The organism is Gaetbulibacter sp. PBL-D1 (assembly GCF_050509525.1).
In the GTDB taxonomy this organism is placed as follows: Bacteria; Bacteroidota; Bacteroidia; order Flavobacteriales; family Flavobacteriaceae; genus Gaetbulibacter_B; species Gaetbulibacter_B jejuensis.
The window spans coordinates 148056-162623 of record NZ_JBNWKB010000005.1; the positions used below are offsets into that span (position 1 = coordinate 148056).

General features: G+C 32.8%; 12 protein-coding genes. All 12 read right to left on the reverse strand.

All coding sequences use genetic code 11. The annotated features are described in order from the left end of the window. Window positions 1–36 precede the first annotated feature (36 nt). Window positions 37–453, reverse strand: a complete 417-nt coding sequence (locus tag ACQ0RB_RS05880) for a Fur family transcriptional regulator (RefSeq protein ID WP_278004080.1) — start codon at window positions 451–453, stop codon at window positions 37–39. A 2-nt stretch (window positions 454–455) separates the two neighbouring features. Continuing rightward, window positions 456–1661 carry an efflux RND transporter periplasmic adaptor subunit gene (locus ACQ0RB_RS05885; protein WP_430497176.1) on the reverse strand — a complete coding sequence of 402 codons (1206 nt, stop codon included), beginning with the start codon at window positions 1659–1661 and terminating at the stop codon, window positions 456–458. 4 nt (window positions 1662–1665) lie between these two features. Then, window positions 1666–6000 (reverse strand): CusA/CzcA family heavy metal efflux RND transporter, encoded by a 4335-nt coding sequence (locus ACQ0RB_RS05890; RefSeq protein WP_430497178.1) that lies wholly within the window; start codon window positions 5998–6000, stop codon window positions 1666–1668. 117 nt (window positions 6001–6117) lie between these two features. Further along, window positions 6118–6429 carry a DUF6660 family protein gene (locus tag ACQ0RB_RS05895; protein ID WP_430497180.1) on the reverse strand — a complete coding sequence of 104 codons (312 nt, stop codon included), beginning with the start codon at window positions 6427–6429 and terminating at the stop codon, window positions 6118–6120. Between the two features lie 58 nt (window positions 6430–6487). Beyond that, a complete protein-coding gene (locus tag ACQ0RB_RS05900; RefSeq protein ID WP_430497182.1) occupies window positions 6488–8551 on the reverse strand; it encodes a Piwi domain-containing protein in 2064 nt (687 codons plus the stop codon). A gap of 20 nt (window positions 8552–8571) precedes the next feature. After that, window positions 8572–8865: a helix-turn-helix domain-containing protein gene (locus tag ACQ0RB_RS05905; RefSeq protein WP_430497184.1), complete on the reverse strand. Its 294-nt coding sequence runs from the start codon at window positions 8863–8865 to the stop codon at window positions 8572–8574. A 163-nt stretch (window positions 8866–9028) separates the two neighbouring features. Further along, window positions 9029–10768: a DUF3987 domain-containing protein gene (locus tag ACQ0RB_RS05910; RefSeq protein WP_106676397.1), complete on the reverse strand. Its 1740-nt coding sequence runs from the start codon at window positions 10766–10768 to the stop codon at window positions 9029–9031. Further along, entirely contained in the window at window positions 10765–11673 is a 909-nt protein-coding gene (locus ACQ0RB_RS05915; protein WP_430497186.1) for a BT4734/BF3469 family protein, read from the reverse strand. The genes ACQ0RB_RS05910 and ACQ0RB_RS05915 overlap by 4 nt, the downstream gene beginning before the upstream one ends. Further along, the gene (locus ACQ0RB_RS05920) at window positions 11660–11956 is read right to left on the reverse strand and encodes a helix-turn-helix domain-containing protein (RefSeq protein ID WP_072349425.1); all 297 of its coding nucleotides are present in this window, start codon (window positions 11954–11956) and stop codon (window positions 11660–11662) included. The genes ACQ0RB_RS05915 and ACQ0RB_RS05920 overlap by 14 nt, the downstream gene beginning before the upstream one ends. A gap of 2 nt (window positions 11957–11958) precedes the next feature. Further along, a complete protein-coding gene (locus ACQ0RB_RS05925) occupies window positions 11959–12255 on the reverse strand; it encodes a helix-turn-helix domain-containing protein (protein ID WP_093026613.1) in 297 nt (98 codons plus the stop codon). 211 nt (window positions 12256–12466) lie between these two features. Further along, entirely contained in the window at window positions 12467–13471 is a 1005-nt protein-coding gene (locus ACQ0RB_RS05930) for a DUF6617 family protein (protein ID WP_430497189.1), read from the reverse strand. Beyond that, on the reverse strand, window positions 13464–14564 hold the full coding sequence (locus ACQ0RB_RS05935) for a phage integrase SAM-like domain-containing protein (RefSeq protein ID WP_430497191.1): 1101 nt from the start codon (window positions 14562–14564) through the stop codon (window positions 13464–13466). Before ACQ0RB_RS05935 ends, ACQ0RB_RS05930 begins: the two co-directional genes overlap by 8 nt. Between the last annotated feature and the right edge of the window lie 4 nt (window positions 14565–14568).

The window sequence follows — 14568 nt, forward strand, 5'->3', positions numbered from 1 at the left end:
AAAAATGCAATTAAAAACAGTGCAATGGAAGTGCAATTATTGTCCACTACATTTATCACAAATACCTTTTACTACCAAGTTTACATTTTCGGAAATAAAACCTTCAGGAACCTTGATTTGAGGTATTTTGTGGTCTGTTAAACAAACTGTTTCACCACAATTAGTACAATGAAAGTGTAAGTGTAAATCTGTTTTAATATCGCAACTACAACCTTGCTCACACAACGCATATTTGGTGATGCCCGTACCATCGTCTATTTGGTGCACGATGCCTTTTTCTTCAAAAGTCTTTACGGTTCTGTACAAGGTTGTCCTGTCTGCTTTTTCAAAAGCATTTTCAATATCACTTAACGTTACAGCAATTTCTTTTTCTGCAAGAAATTTATAAATAAGCAACCGCATTGCCGTAACGCGAATATCTTTTGAATCTAATAATTGTTCTATTCTTTCCATAATTAATGAGTGTGTTCTGCATCTCCTTTTTTCATTTCTGCTATAAGGTAATAGGCATTATTGTATGCAAACTTGGTATTTACAGGTGTTTCTTGTGAAAAAGCAACTGCTATCCAACCTCCATCTTTCTCTCCAGTTATCACTTCTATAGGCTTAAATGCCCAATTTTCCCCTTCTTTTTCTACTATAAAAACAAAGAATCTATCGCCATCTTTTACAATGGCACTTTCAGGCAATGCCTTTGTTAAAGCATTATCGGTTTGTATTCTTCCTTGAATGTACATACCAGGAATGAGATTACCTGATTTATTTTCTATTTCGGCGTGCACGTGAACCGCTTTAGGGTTGTCTTCAAAGGTTTTGCTTACGGAATAGATTTCTGCGGTAAGTTCTGTATCTGGTATAGATTGTACCGTAAAGTTTACTCTTTGACCCTTCTGTACTTTATGGACATCTTTTTCAAAGACCATTAAATCGGCGTGAACGTGATGCGTATTTACAATTTCAAATAATTCGGTTTGCGGTTCTACATATTGACCTGTTTTTACTTCAACTTTTTGCACAAAACCTTCAATGGGGCTTCGCAATGCTATGCGCTGTGCAATTGTTCCATTGCGAACTGATATAGTGTTAACGTTGAGTATTCTTAATTGCGCTTCTAAACCATTAACCATTGCTTTTGATGCTTGATATTCTGCTTCTGCTTTCTGGAAATTAGCACCAGAACCAACACCAGCATCGTATAATTTTTGTTGACGTTCATAATTTTTCTTTGCAAGCTCGCTATTGCTATAAGCGTTTAAATAATCCGTTTGCGCTTGTATGATATTTGGGTGCGATAGATAAGCCACAACTTGACCTTTATTAACCTTATCACCTTCAATCACTTCAATTGAAACGACATTTGCACCAACAACAGTAGTAATAGCTGCTTCGTTTTGTGGTGGTACTTCTAACGTTCCGTTTGCTTCTACATAGCCGCTCATATTACGTAATGCCAACGTATCTATTTTCATTTTTAAAGCATCGAATTGCTGTTGTGATAGCATTACTTCTTCGCTTTCATTATGTTCTTCATTAACTTCTGTTTTTTCTTCCTCATCGTGGGAATGACCATCATTCTCGTTATGATTTTCTTTATTTCCGCAAGCTGAAACAAAAATGGTTAACACCATTACGGTAAGAATTTTATATATTTTATTTTTCATTGTCTTATTGATTAAAATATTGTAATTGAAATGTGCTTTCTAAATAGTTTACTAATGCAGTCTGTGCTTCAAGTTCCGATTGAATTGCTTCTTTTATCAACTGCGTAAATGCAGTATAATCAATTTCGCCTTCTCTATATGCCAGTAATGCACCTGTTTTTTGCTCTTTTGTTAATGGTAAAACTTGGTCTTTGTAAAACTCCCAAGACGTTTTCCATTTGAAATAATTTTCTTTAGCCTGAACAAACCTTGATTGTACTTCCTGTTTTTTGAACGCTACGTTGGTTTCTGCTATTTCTTTATCAATTTTGGCACTTCTAACTTGTGCTTTGCTAGAACCTGATAAAAACGGAATTGAAATTCCTGCTTGATAGGTGTAAAATCCTGAATTGCCATTTACTTTTTGTAAGCCACCTTGAAGATTGAACTTCGGTAAATTATCTGCCTTTGCAGCTTTATATTTGGCTTCTGCTTCATCTACTATGTTCTGCGACATACTGTACAATGGATGATTTTCAATACTGAACGTTTCCATATCATTCTCCATCACTACGTCAAACTCATCTGAAACTGTAAAAACTTCTTCTGATACCAACCACAAATTGAATTGTTGTAAGGCAATAAGATAATTACTATAGGCTTGCGCTTTTTTATTCTGAATTTGAAACGCTTGATTTTTTGCTGCTGAATATTCTAATTTAGAAATGGCTTCGACTTCATAATTTAAAGCTACTGCTTGTTCAAATTTGGAATAAATGGAATCCAGTTCTTTATACAAGTTATAGTTCCGTTTCATTTGATAGCATTTTGACCACGCCTTTTTGACTTCTAATTCCAATTCCAATTCGGAAAGTTGAAAGGCTTTTTGTGCTAACTGAATGCGTTGTTCTTGTAACTTCCTTTTTGAACCAATACCAAACACATCAATATTAGATTGACCAATACCTATGGTTGTATAAATACCATTGCCACTATTAACTTCTTCTCCACCTGTAAAAATTTGAGTCGTTCCGAAATCATAGGCAGTCGCTTTTAATTGTTCTTGTTTTGTAATTTCCAACTGCTTTTGCTTCAATAATGGATAATTACTTTTTGCGAGTTTAACAGCTTCCTGTAATGAAATTTCGGGAATTGTATCATTCAACTCTTGTGCATTACTTTGTGGTGAAAAGCCAAATAGTAATAATACAACTGCTGTTGCTGTTACTAACTTTTTATTTGGCTTAAACGTAAAAGATTTGTTTTCTACCCAATGATATAAAATTGGTAAAACAAATAAGGTAAGCAAAGTTGAAGTTAATAATCCACCAATAACTACCGTTGCCAAAGGACGTTGTACTTCTGCACCAGCTGATGATGAAATAGCCATTGGTAGAAAGCCTAATACATCTGTAAAAGCAGTTAGCATAATAGGTCTGATTCTTCGTTTAGTACCTTCAACTATTCTATCCTTTAGATTGGTTACACCTTCTTCTTTTAATTCGTTGAGTCCGCTTATCATTACCAATCCATTTAATACCGCAACACCAAACAACACAATAAAACCAACACCTGCCGAAATACTAAATGGCATATCACGCAACCATAAGGCTACTACACCACCAATAGTTGCCATTGGGATGGCTATATAAATCATTAAGGTTTGAGGTAGTGATTTTAATGCAAAGTATATTAGTATAAATATGAGTAATAAGGCGATAGGAACAACGGTTTGTAATCGGTTACTGGCACGTTCTAAATTTTCAAAAGCACCGCCATAGCGTACAAAATAACCCGATGGTAGTTCCAATTGTGCATCTAATTTGGTTTTAATTTCTTCTACCAACGATTTTACATCACGTCCTCTCACATTGATACCTACATAGGTTCTTCTGTTGGTATTGTCCCTACTTATTTGCATAGGTCCCGCTTTATAAGATATATCAGCTACTTCACGAAGTGGAATTTGTGCACCTGAAGGTAAATTGATGTACAGGTTTTGAACATCTGTTATATCCTTTCGGTTTTGAGAACTTAAACGCACCACTAAATCGAAGCGTTTTTCACCTTCAAAAATCACACCTGCTGTACCACCTGCAAATGCAGATTGTACGGTTTGATTGAGCGTATTTATTTGAAGTCCGTATTGTGCTAATTTATTCCGGTTGTAATTGATGGTCATTTGTGGTAAACCCGTTGTGGCTTCCGCTTTCATATCTCCAATACCTTCAGTACCTGCAATAATTTTAGATATTTCTTCAGCTTTTTGGGATAGTATGTCAATGTCTTCACCATAGAGTTTAATGGCAATATCTTCACGCACACCTTCAAGCAACTCATTAAAACGCATTTCGATAGGTTGAGTAAATTCATAATTAACACCAGGAACGATTTCAACCGCTTCTTTCATTTTCTCAATCAATTCATCTTTTGTCTCTGCTGTTGTCCATTCGCTTTTAGGTTTCAGAATAACAAAAACATCAGCTAAATCCATTGGCATTGGGTCGGTTGGTATTTCAGCAACACCAATACGACTCACAATTTTTTCGACTTCTGGAAATTTGGCTTTTACTATTTGTTCTATTTTGGTCGTAGTTTCAATAGTTTCTGTAAGTGAGCTACCTGGTTTTAAAATAGCGTGAAATGCAATATCACCTTCATCGAGTTGCGGGATAAATTCACCACCCATTCTTGAAAACATAAAAACGGTTATCCCAAACAACACAACTGCAATACCAATTACCCATTTACCTTTTCGCAAGGCTCTAACCAATAAAGGTTGATATTTGTCTTCAACCCAATGTACAAATCTATCTCCATAAGATTTTTTATCATTTTTTGGTGCTCTTAACACTAAAGCAGACATCATTGGCACATAGGTTAAACACAGTACCATTGCACCAATCATAGCAAAAATAAAGGTCAATGCCATTGGTTTAAACATCTTTCCTTCAATACCTTGTAAGGCTAAAATGGGTAGAAAAACGATAAGGATAATCAACTGACCGAAAAACGCAGCGTTCATCATCTTTTTTGAAGCATTAGACGCCACTTTATCTCGTTCTTTGGATGTAAGCTGTTTCTTTTTTAGTACTTGTGATGCAATGAGAAATACTGTACTTTCTACAATAATTACAGCGCCATCAACTATAATACCGAAATCTATTGCTCCCAAACTCATTAAGTTTACCCAAACATCGAACACGTTCATTAAAATAAAAGCGAATAATAAGGATAATGGTATTGTTGAAGCAACGATTAAACCACCTCGCCAATTACCCAATAAGAAGATAAGCACAAAAATAACTATCAATGCACCTTCAATAAGATTTGTGGTTACAGTAGAAGTTGTTTCTCCAATTAATTTACTTCGGTCTAATAAGGGTTCAATAATTACACCTTCAGGTAATGACTTTTCAATTTGAGCCATTCGCTCTTTTACATTGGCAATAACATCATTGGAATTTGCACCTTTTAGCATCATCACCAATCCACCTACAACTTCACCTTCACCATCTTGGGTTAATGCACCGTAACGTATGGCAGAACCGAATTGCACAGTTGCAATATCATTAATAGTTACAGGAATATTATTAACGGTTTTTACCGTAATTTTTTTAATGTCTTCTAAACTCCGTACCAAGCCTTCTCCACGAATAAAATTAGCCTGATGGTTCTTTTCAATATATGCACCACCTGTATTTTGATTATTGGCTTCAAGTGCATTAAAGACATCTGTAATGGTCAATCCAATTGCGTTTAAATCGTTTGGGTCAACCGCGACTTCGTATTGTTTAATTTTACCGCCTATGGCGTTAACCTCAACCACACCTTCTACCATTGCCATTTGACGTTGTACAATCCAATCCTGCATTGAGCGTAAATCTGCAATGTCGTATTTGTCTTTATACTCTGGTGCTACTTTTAAGGTGTATTGATAAATTTCCCCTAATCCTGTGGAAATAGGTCCCATAGTAGGTTCTCCAAAACCAGCTGGAATTTGTTCTTTGACTTCGTTTAGTTTTTCGGCTACTAATTGACGAGGTAGATAGGTTCCCATATCATCGTCGAATACGATGGTAACAACCGATAAGCCAAAACGAGAGATTGACCTAATTTCCTTTACATCAGGCAGGTTGCTCATTGCAACTTCCACAGGGTAGGTTACAAATTGTTCAATATCTTCTGTACCTAAATTAGGTGCTTGTGTAATAACCTGTACTTGGTTATTGGTAATGTCTGGAACAGCATCGATTGGCACTTTGGTCATACTCCAAATACCTGCTCCAATTATGGTAAGCGTAAGCAAACCAATAATGAATTTGTTATTGATTGAAAAATCAATGATTTTATTAATCATAGTAAAATTTTAATTCAGTTAAACATATCATTTTGCGCTTCGCGCAAAATAAAAGCGAAGCAATGCTTTTGTTAAAAAGCATTGCGTAAGGATATAGCTATCCTTTAAAAAACTGAATTATGCCTGTGGTGGCTGTAAAATGGAAGTGGTAAAATCTTTTTTTATACCGTTTAAGTAGAGAAAATCTTGAGAAGAAATGTATTTAAACTCAAATTTTATTTCTGCGAATTTGAAATAAGTTGCGTTTATATGGCAACATTGGCAAATACAAAATGGGGAACATAAATCTGCATCTTGATGTTGGTGGTTATCACCTAAATCTTGAGAAATTTCTGTTTTAACTTCATTGTCAAAAGTACCTGTATCTTCACAAGGCACTAAATTTAGTGTGAAGATATAGATTGACAATATGAATGCTGAAAATTTCATTAAGGCAAATATAAGAATTTTTTAATGCAATGGTTGTGCAAAGAAAAAAGGCTTCGGATTATAAAAACCATAAGGTTTCTTGACCAAAAGGTGGTATTTCCTTGCTTTCAAAACGAGGTGCTATTTCTGCAACCATTTCAGGATATTTAATTGTTATTGGTACGTTTTGTTGACGTAAGGATTTCCAATATAGCCTACTAAATTGATACACTTGCTCTATTAGCTTTCTAATCATTTTACTATCATTTAAAGCCTCTGGTGTTGGACTTGATATTTTAAGTTTTATTGGAAATGAGTAACTTGAATTACTTGGATATTTTACAGTATTGTTATACCTCAAATTATTAAAGAGTAAATATTTATATACTCCTTTGGGACCAATATTTATATATGTACCACTCATTGGAATTAACTCACCATTCCAATTTTGGTCAAAAGCTATTATATCTTCTGATTTTGTTTTATTGATATTTAGAACAAATAGAGGACAAGGCAATTTAAGTTTATCCATCATTTCCAATACAGGTTGTATTTCCTCATCCTTCATATCCTTATAAAAGTGAATAACTATTTTTTCAGGTGTTTTGTTGGTTGGAACATATTGCCATATTGCTTCACTAATTGCTCCAGCTAATCCCTTTGTATCTGATTTACTGAAATAATGAAATTCATTAAACCTTCCATTATTTTTAAAACTGAATGCACTTGCTACATATCGTATATTTTCTTCGGTATTTTTAAATGCACCTACACCTATAACTAATTCATTTTTAGGTTTAACATTTAGTTGCCAAGGTGTACCATCTAATTTTGCTAATAAGGCTAATGAAATGTTTGTTAAATCGTATATGAACTTATGTTGATTTCTTCTAAATCTATCAAACTCTATTACTTGAGATATAATTCTTTTATATAAAAGCTGTTCTTTAACCTTATAATACACTAACCTTTTTTCAAGATTAGGTTCGTGCTTGTTAAAAGGACTTAAATAAATAGCAACATAATTAATATTAGGGTCAGATTTAAAATCTTTTATGCCTTTTGAAATTTGAGGTAATGGATTTTCTAAATCATCAAATACTATATTGACATTATTATCGAAATGTGCTAAAACACCTGCATAAATATTTAAACCTTTATACCAACTTGTACCATCTTCTAATAACTCTTGAAGCTTTTCTACTTCTTTAGTATAACTTGTATGATGTATAAAGAAGAAATGCACATTATCTAACTGACAAGGGTTTAAAGGCTTTAAATTTTTAAAATCTATTTTGGGGTTTCTACCGACACCATTTTGAAACACTAAATCATTGCTTTCATCAGTAACTTCACCTATTCGATTTATTTCTACAGGTAAGTAATCGTCATTATTAACAGGGATAACTTTCTTAAATTCTTCACTTAAAATGAAATGTTGAATAAACTTATCGATTTTGTGTTTATAACTTATGTATTTATTGGAATCATCTTTGGGTTCTGGTTTAATTTTAAACGCATTACGTAAATCGTTATTCAAAATGGCAAAAGCCTTTGTGTTATCATCAATAAATTCCTTTTCCTTATGATATTTTAATAACCTCATTTTATATACAACTTTATTAAGATTTGTTGTTGAGGTATGTTTTATAATTTCAGAAATAGGTTTTTTAAACACTTTAGCCATACCATCATAAGAAATAACTAACTCACCATATTCACTAACTTCTTTAATTTGTACTTTGACAGTAAACTTATAATACTGTGCAAAACTTTTATTTTGATATGATCTATTACCTATCCAAATTTGATTATCATTCACAAAGTTTTGACCAACAAGTTTTTTTATGCTTTTAAAGAATTTTTTGATTCGCCAATTATAGTAATGCTTTATTAAGTCGGTTGGTTGTTGTTTTAGATTGAGTTTTAAAGGCAAATAGCCTTCCTTTTCATAAATAAATGATGTGTAGATAAAATCAGGATTTTCTTCTTTTATACCAGGAAACAAATCTTCTATATTGGTTGGAAACTTTGTTTTATACAACTTTTGTGCATTACCAATTTTCTCTTTACTTAAATAAAAAGTTATTGGTTTGTCTGGTAAATCAAATGTTATGATATTAAAATAAAGTTCCTGACTCATAAGACTTGGGCTTATTAATTCTACTTCTTGCTCAATCTATTAATTTTTTGTTCTACAATTTTGAGGATTTCCGTAATGTTTTTTTCTTCTTTTAACATAAAGACAATTTTATCTGCTAACCAATATTGAAGTAATTCGCTTTTGTTTTGCTTTAATGCTTTAGCTAATGCTTCAACTTGTTCTTTACGAGCTATACGAGTACCACGTTCAATTTTACTTAAAAGTGCCGTATCAATATTCATTTGAGATGCAACCTCTCTTAATAGTAATTGTTGTTCCTCTCGTATTTCTCTGATGTATTCGCCAAATGTCATTTTAGGGAGATTTTGACTTGTCAATATCTGTCTAATGTAAGAAAAAGAAAATAAGAACTAACAAAAAGATATTAACAATTATAAACAGGAAATGAGGAAGTTAAGGATTTGAGGATATAAAGTATTTTTATAAATCCTCGTTTCCTTAAAATCCTCAAAATCCTTATTGTGCTTTTGTGGGATTTGTATAATTGTTATGTGCTTCCCTATGTATTAGACCAGCATCAACAAATTTAGTAATATAGCCTTCTGCTGTTTTATGAGGAATCTTGTTTTTGTCGGCTATATTTAGGTAATCTTGTCTTGAAAATTGATAAGGTAGTGCTTCTAAAAAACGTTCTTTACGATTGGCTCTTTTTACTTCTTTTTGTTCGATAGGTAAATCGTTAAACACCTTACTACTGTGCTTTACTAATACGCTTATCATTTCCAATGTATTTTCAAAATCTATATCCTCACAATATCTTACTTGGTTTACATCACCATCTTCCATAATGCGAAATACAGAAAACAACATTATAATTCTAAATGCTATTAACCCCAAACGTCTAACAGTTGCTATATAGTCATCGGGTTGAAGATTGAGGTATTTGGTTTGAAGCTTCTCAAAAAACACATTAAACTTTTGTTGTTGCTCGGTTGTTAGCCTTACTTCAATATCAGGATTGTTTTTTAGGGTTTTGTATAACCCAAAAAATTCTTTTCCTAATTGGTCGTAATATTCATCTAAACCATTGGTTGTATCAGTTTGAAAAACGTTCTTCCAAGTAGGTTTGATATTCATATAATAAAACATAAAACGACTAAACAAGCCATTTTCAGCACTTGGAACCAATGCCTGAATCTGCTTTGGTGTACCAGACAACACCGTTGACAAACAAGGTCTTTCAATATCTACATACTCTCTGTCCGTTCTACGATAGTAACTAATGGTTTCGTGGTGGAATGCTTTACGAAAACCATCGGAATAATTACCGTAATCACTTTTAAAAGCTTGTGCTAAAGTATCTCCTTCGGTTTCAAAAATTAACCCTCTACCTTCATTATCCGATATTAATTGATAAACACCTGTTACACTATTGTTAGCCGGAATAAACAGCATTCTTTCAGGTGGTTTACTCGGTTTTTCCATAGTTTCACTTTTGCCCTTATTCATATTATAAGTAGCCATTTCAACTTGATGCTGTTGTTTTAGGGTTTTGGATTGTTCGCGCTTTTCTTTGTGAACAGGATTTACCAAATTTTTAATTTGGTTTAATCTCCCTTTTCCTGCTGAAGCAGGTGCAGTAACAAATAAATACAAGTTGCTAAACACTTTCCGTTGGTCGTACACACCAAACAATTTAGGAAAACAGGCACTAAATGCAGTTAATGCACCCAACAACAAAATATCACGTTCTTCATTACTGCTTGATGGTTTTACTACTTGTTGCAAAAATGTTGGGATGTTGTTGTAAACTGTTGTTGGTATTGTTGGCAATGGTTGTTTTTCTTCCTCTGGATGTTGCGATACTTCAACAACTTGTTGTTGCTGTTTTGGTTTAATACCAACTTGATGCAAATGGTGGTATAAGGTTGCTATGCTTATACCGTGTCCTTTTGCTTGTAAGCATTTATTATACTGTTCGTCGCATTCTTTATGGTCGTAACCTGAATAATTTCTGCTAATTCTATGGTAGTAATCACGTCCAGCTTCACCGTATTCCTCTGAAATAGCAAAACCAATATCACGCCACTTTTCATAAGTATCAGTAATATCGATACCTGATTGTTCTAAAGCGTTGATATATGTTTCAATATCATTTGCAACAACCGTTGTCGGTTTGTTGTTGATTGGTTTTTTAGGTACTTCTTTTTGCTCTGGAACAGCTAACCAATCTTTCGGGTTGAATATTTTTGTCATAGCTTTTGATGTCTTTTATGTAGGTATGCCAATGGATCGTGGGATAAAAAACACGCTCTGGAAATGTCTTTACCCGATTGGTCTACCTCAATGTTATATGTTTGCTTTATGTAATTGGCCACCGCAATAAAATATTCATTGTGTGACACTTTGGATAAATCGATTCTAATTATCCATTTTAAGCCTTCTCCTGAAGGTGATGTAAACAACATTTCGGTTTCAAAATATTCATCGTTTAATAATTGTTGTTTTAGTTCTTCAAGATTCTGCAAATGGTCAAAATCGATTGTCAATAATGATGAATGCTCAATTAAGCTAGCATCATTTCGTTTAGAAAACACGCCTGAAAATGTTACATAATCAAAATGATTTGCTTTAAATTTTCGTGCTTCTTTAGGGTTTTTAATCGCTCTAAATTGCTCTGTGATACTTTTATACTTATCGCTTGTAATACGCTCAAATATTTGGTGTAATCTTACTTTTTCAGTTGGAAAAACATTTCTAATTGGTGCTTTATAAAAACTGCTGTAAGCATACCAAGTATCATCGGGTTCATCTAACCAGGATAATTCATCTTCTTTTTTAACTTCAAAATTTAGATGCAGTACCTCATTGATTTTTAGTAACAATTCTTCTTCATTAATGATTTTAAAATGATAGGATGCAAAATCGAATACATCACCTTTAAAATCGGTTAATTCAGTATCGTAATGCATTGCCTTATTATCTATAACATTAATTTGTAATGTTGATTTACCTCCGTTAAAAGGATTGCGGGTTACCCCACAGTCCCTTCCTTTTAAGGAAAGGACTGTTGTTTTAGGATAATACTGCCTTAATACATACGCATAGATATTTAAACCGTAATGCGTTTTCTTTAAGATGCTTTCTCTACTTATTACCATCGCATTTAAAATTTGGGTTATAATAATTGCTTTGTAATAGTTCCTCTATATCAGATACTTTGTAATAAAATTTACCTTGTATCTTGCTATATGGAATCGTACCATTTGAACGGAATGTTTGCAATGTCCGTTGGCTAATATGTAGCGTTTGCATTACGTCCTGATTGTCAATCCACGTATCTTTTAAGCGTTCTGCTCTCGTAGCTCTTATTAATTCGATACGTGCCTTTAAGTCCTTAATCTCTTGTGAGAGTGCCAAGAGTAAATCGATGATTTCAGTCATAACTAAATCCTTCCTTTTTTGATTAAGTAATTAGCTGCCTGTTGCTCGATTTCGTCTTGGGAATCCATACGGTTACGCAATAACCATTGGTCTAATTCCTGACGTTGGAAATAGATTTTTTTACCATTCGGTTTATAGTGTGGAATGGCTCCCGTACTTGTAAGTTTATACAAGTGCGATTGTGATAGTTCTAAATACTGACAAGTTTCATTGAAATTCAATACTTGCTTTTGCAACGTTTGTTGTTCTACTAACAACTTTTCGATGCGTTCTAAACGTTCAATTATTTTAACGTCCATCTTTTTATAAATTTTAATTTAAAAATGGACTTCTGCGCAAAAGTCATCCTTGATTGTCAAGGACATAGCAAATATTAAAAAAGGTGTTTGGTATAACAGAAAAGAGAAAAAACGGTATTATTAAACCATTGTAAAACAATGTTTTACACCATTTTTGGTATTATCTATTTGGTATTAAGTAGAGAAAATACCACTTTTAAAAAGTGAAGTTTTATTTGATTTGGTCAAGCCAAAAATTGGCTTCAACTAATTTTTGATAGGCTCTTTTTTCAGTACCTAAAAATCTACGGTATTCTTTACCAGCATTACTACTTGGTCCATAGCGATAAGCAAAGAATTTATAAATGTGTTTAGGCTCTATTTTTTTAGATGGTTTACTTTCAAAAAATATTCTTTCATTAAAATATTTAGTTTCTGTTAACTTAACCATAAAAGCTGCAAGTAATATTTTATTACCTCTATCCTTTATGAAGTTATATTCATCATCTATAATGCCTTTTTCATTTAACAGCTCCTCTAATTTTGCAAATTCTCTTTGTTTAATCTTATTAATAAGTTCGTTATAGGATAAGACATCATTGTTTTCCTCTCTAAAATCACCTTGTATAGCGTTGAAAATTGAACTTTGTTTTACTTGTTTTCTAACCGTTTTTATTTCTGCTCCGGTATAATCTTTTACAATTAATTCCTTTGGTGGTTCTTCTTTAAAAAAGACTTCGTGTAATTCTTCTATTGCATAAATTTCTGCATCACCCAATTCTGAAAATCGTTCTTGAAGTTCCATAAAAAGCATCATCGCATTTGCTTTTAAAAATGAAATAATATAAGCTTCATCTGATTTATCGTTTTGAATTGGCTTTAAGTATAAGGTTTCGTCAAGATCGTTATCAGAAACATAGTTACTAATTTGGTTTAGGTAATTTTTGATACGGTTATATTCTTTATCATACAAGAAAGATAAATGACCTGGTGTAGTATTGATTTCAAGTGCATCATTGATTTGATTAAAATTTTTGATGTACTCGGTTTCAATTAACTTTAAATAGTATTTACGCCTGTTAGAATACGCCTTTTTGAAGTCAATTTCATATTTAGGCGTTGTATTGAGGTATTGCTTTTTAAAGCCTTTTAAAAGCTCTTTAAATTGGTTTTCGGTTCTTTTATCATCAGTAACCTTTTCCACATACAGTAAGTCGATAAATAGGTCTTTAGCCATTTGGGTTAAGGTTTATTCTGTACGCTGCTTGTTTCTTTTTGTCGTCAATTACTTTAGCGTAAATTTGAGTTGTTTTTAAGTTCTTATGACCTAACATTTTTGATACTGTATAAATATCAGTACCTAAAGTTAGCTGCAATGTAGCAAATGAATGTCGCGCACAATGGAACGTGATATTTTTTGTTATTCCTGCATTAAGCATCCATTGTTGTAACTTTAAATTTGACCAAGCACTATAATGTAAACCTTGAAAAACTTTTTCTTCGGGTTTACCTTTATCTCCTAATAATTCTGCTGCTTGGTCTGAAATAGGTAAAGTTTCAACCCCTTTTGTTTTCTTTTGTCTGAAACGAATATAATATCCCATTTCTTTAGAATGTTGAATTTCTGACCAAATTAGTTTTTCAATATCTGACCAACGTAAACCAGTAAGCGCAGAAAATATAAAAGCACTTTTTAAAAGTGGTAACTCACATTCTGTGTTAACTGCTATTTGTAATTCATCCAAAGTTAAAAACTCTCGTTGAGGTTCACCTTGTTTAAAATACTCAACACCATTTGCTGGGTTTATTCTTAAAATACCATCCTTTACAGCTTGTTTTAATGCAGCGTTGAATTTTCCGTAATAGGAATATTTAGAGTTTTGAGATAATTTTTTACCTGCTCTTGCCATTGCATCCTTATCTAAATACTCTTTAAAGCGTTCTACGAAATCCTTATCAATATCTTGAAAACTTACGTCTGTTGGACAAAACGTTTTTAGATGTTTTAGCATACTGTTCCAATTACCATAATTACCAGAGCTTGTATTCTTTTTCTCTGCTAATGCTGTTACATAAGTAATAAAACTCCCTTTTAATTTTTCAATATCTTGGAACCCATAAATACCGTTTTGAATTTCAATCTGTCGTTGAGCACAAATAGTTTCCGCCAATTGTTTGGTTTTCTTGTTAACCTCTCTTTCGGTTTTAGTTTTAGGGTTAGGTGTAAGGTATAAACGCAAATATTCGGTTTTACGTTTGCCTTTATGATAGTAATCTAAATACAAACTTATTTTGTCATTCTTCTTGCGTTGTCTTAATGTTACTTTCATAGGA

Coding starts and splice junctions, on each gene's coding strand:
- ACQ0RB_RS05925 (WP_093026613.1), bottom strand. CDS start 12,255: ATGGACGTTAAAATAATTGAACGTTTAGAACGCATCGAAAAGTTGTTA.
- ACQ0RB_RS05920 (WP_072349425.1), bottom strand. CDS start 11,956: ATGACTGAAATCATCGATTTACTCTTGGCACTCTCACAAGAGATTAAG.
- ACQ0RB_RS05930 (WP_430497189.1), bottom strand. CDS start 13,471: ATGGCTAAAGACCTATTTATCGACTTACTGTATGTGGAAAAGGTTACT.
- ACQ0RB_RS05915 (WP_430497186.1), bottom strand. CDS start 11,673: ATGGTAATAAGTAGAGAAAGCATCTTAAAGAAAACGCATTACGGTTTA.
- ACQ0RB_RS05935 (WP_430497191.1), bottom strand. CDS start 14,564: ATGAAAGTAACATTAAGACAACGCAAGAAGAATGACAAAATAAGTTTG.
- ACQ0RB_RS05890 (WP_430497178.1), bottom strand. CDS start 6,000: ATGATTAATAAAATCATTGATTTTTCAATCAATAACAAATTCATTATT.
- ACQ0RB_RS05910 (WP_106676397.1), bottom strand. CDS start 10,768: ATGACAAAAATATTCAACCCGAAAGATTGGTTAGCTGTTCCAGAGCAA.
- ACQ0RB_RS05880 (WP_278004080.1), bottom strand. CDS start 453: ATGGAAAGAATAGAACAATTATTAGATTCAAAAGATATTCGCGTTACG.
- ACQ0RB_RS05895 (WP_430497180.1), bottom strand. CDS start 6,429: ATGAAATTTTCAGCATTCATATTGTCAATCTATATCTTCACACTAAAT.
- ACQ0RB_RS05905 (WP_430497184.1), bottom strand. CDS start 8,865: ATGACATTTGGCGAATACATCAGAGAAATACGAGAGGAACAACAATTA.
- ACQ0RB_RS05885 (WP_430497176.1), bottom strand. CDS start 1,661: ATGAAAAATAAAATATATAAAATTCTTACCGTAATGGTGTTAACCATT.
- ACQ0RB_RS05900 (WP_430497182.1), bottom strand. CDS start 8,551: ATGAGTCAGGAACTTTATTTTAATATCATAACATTTGATTTACCAGAC.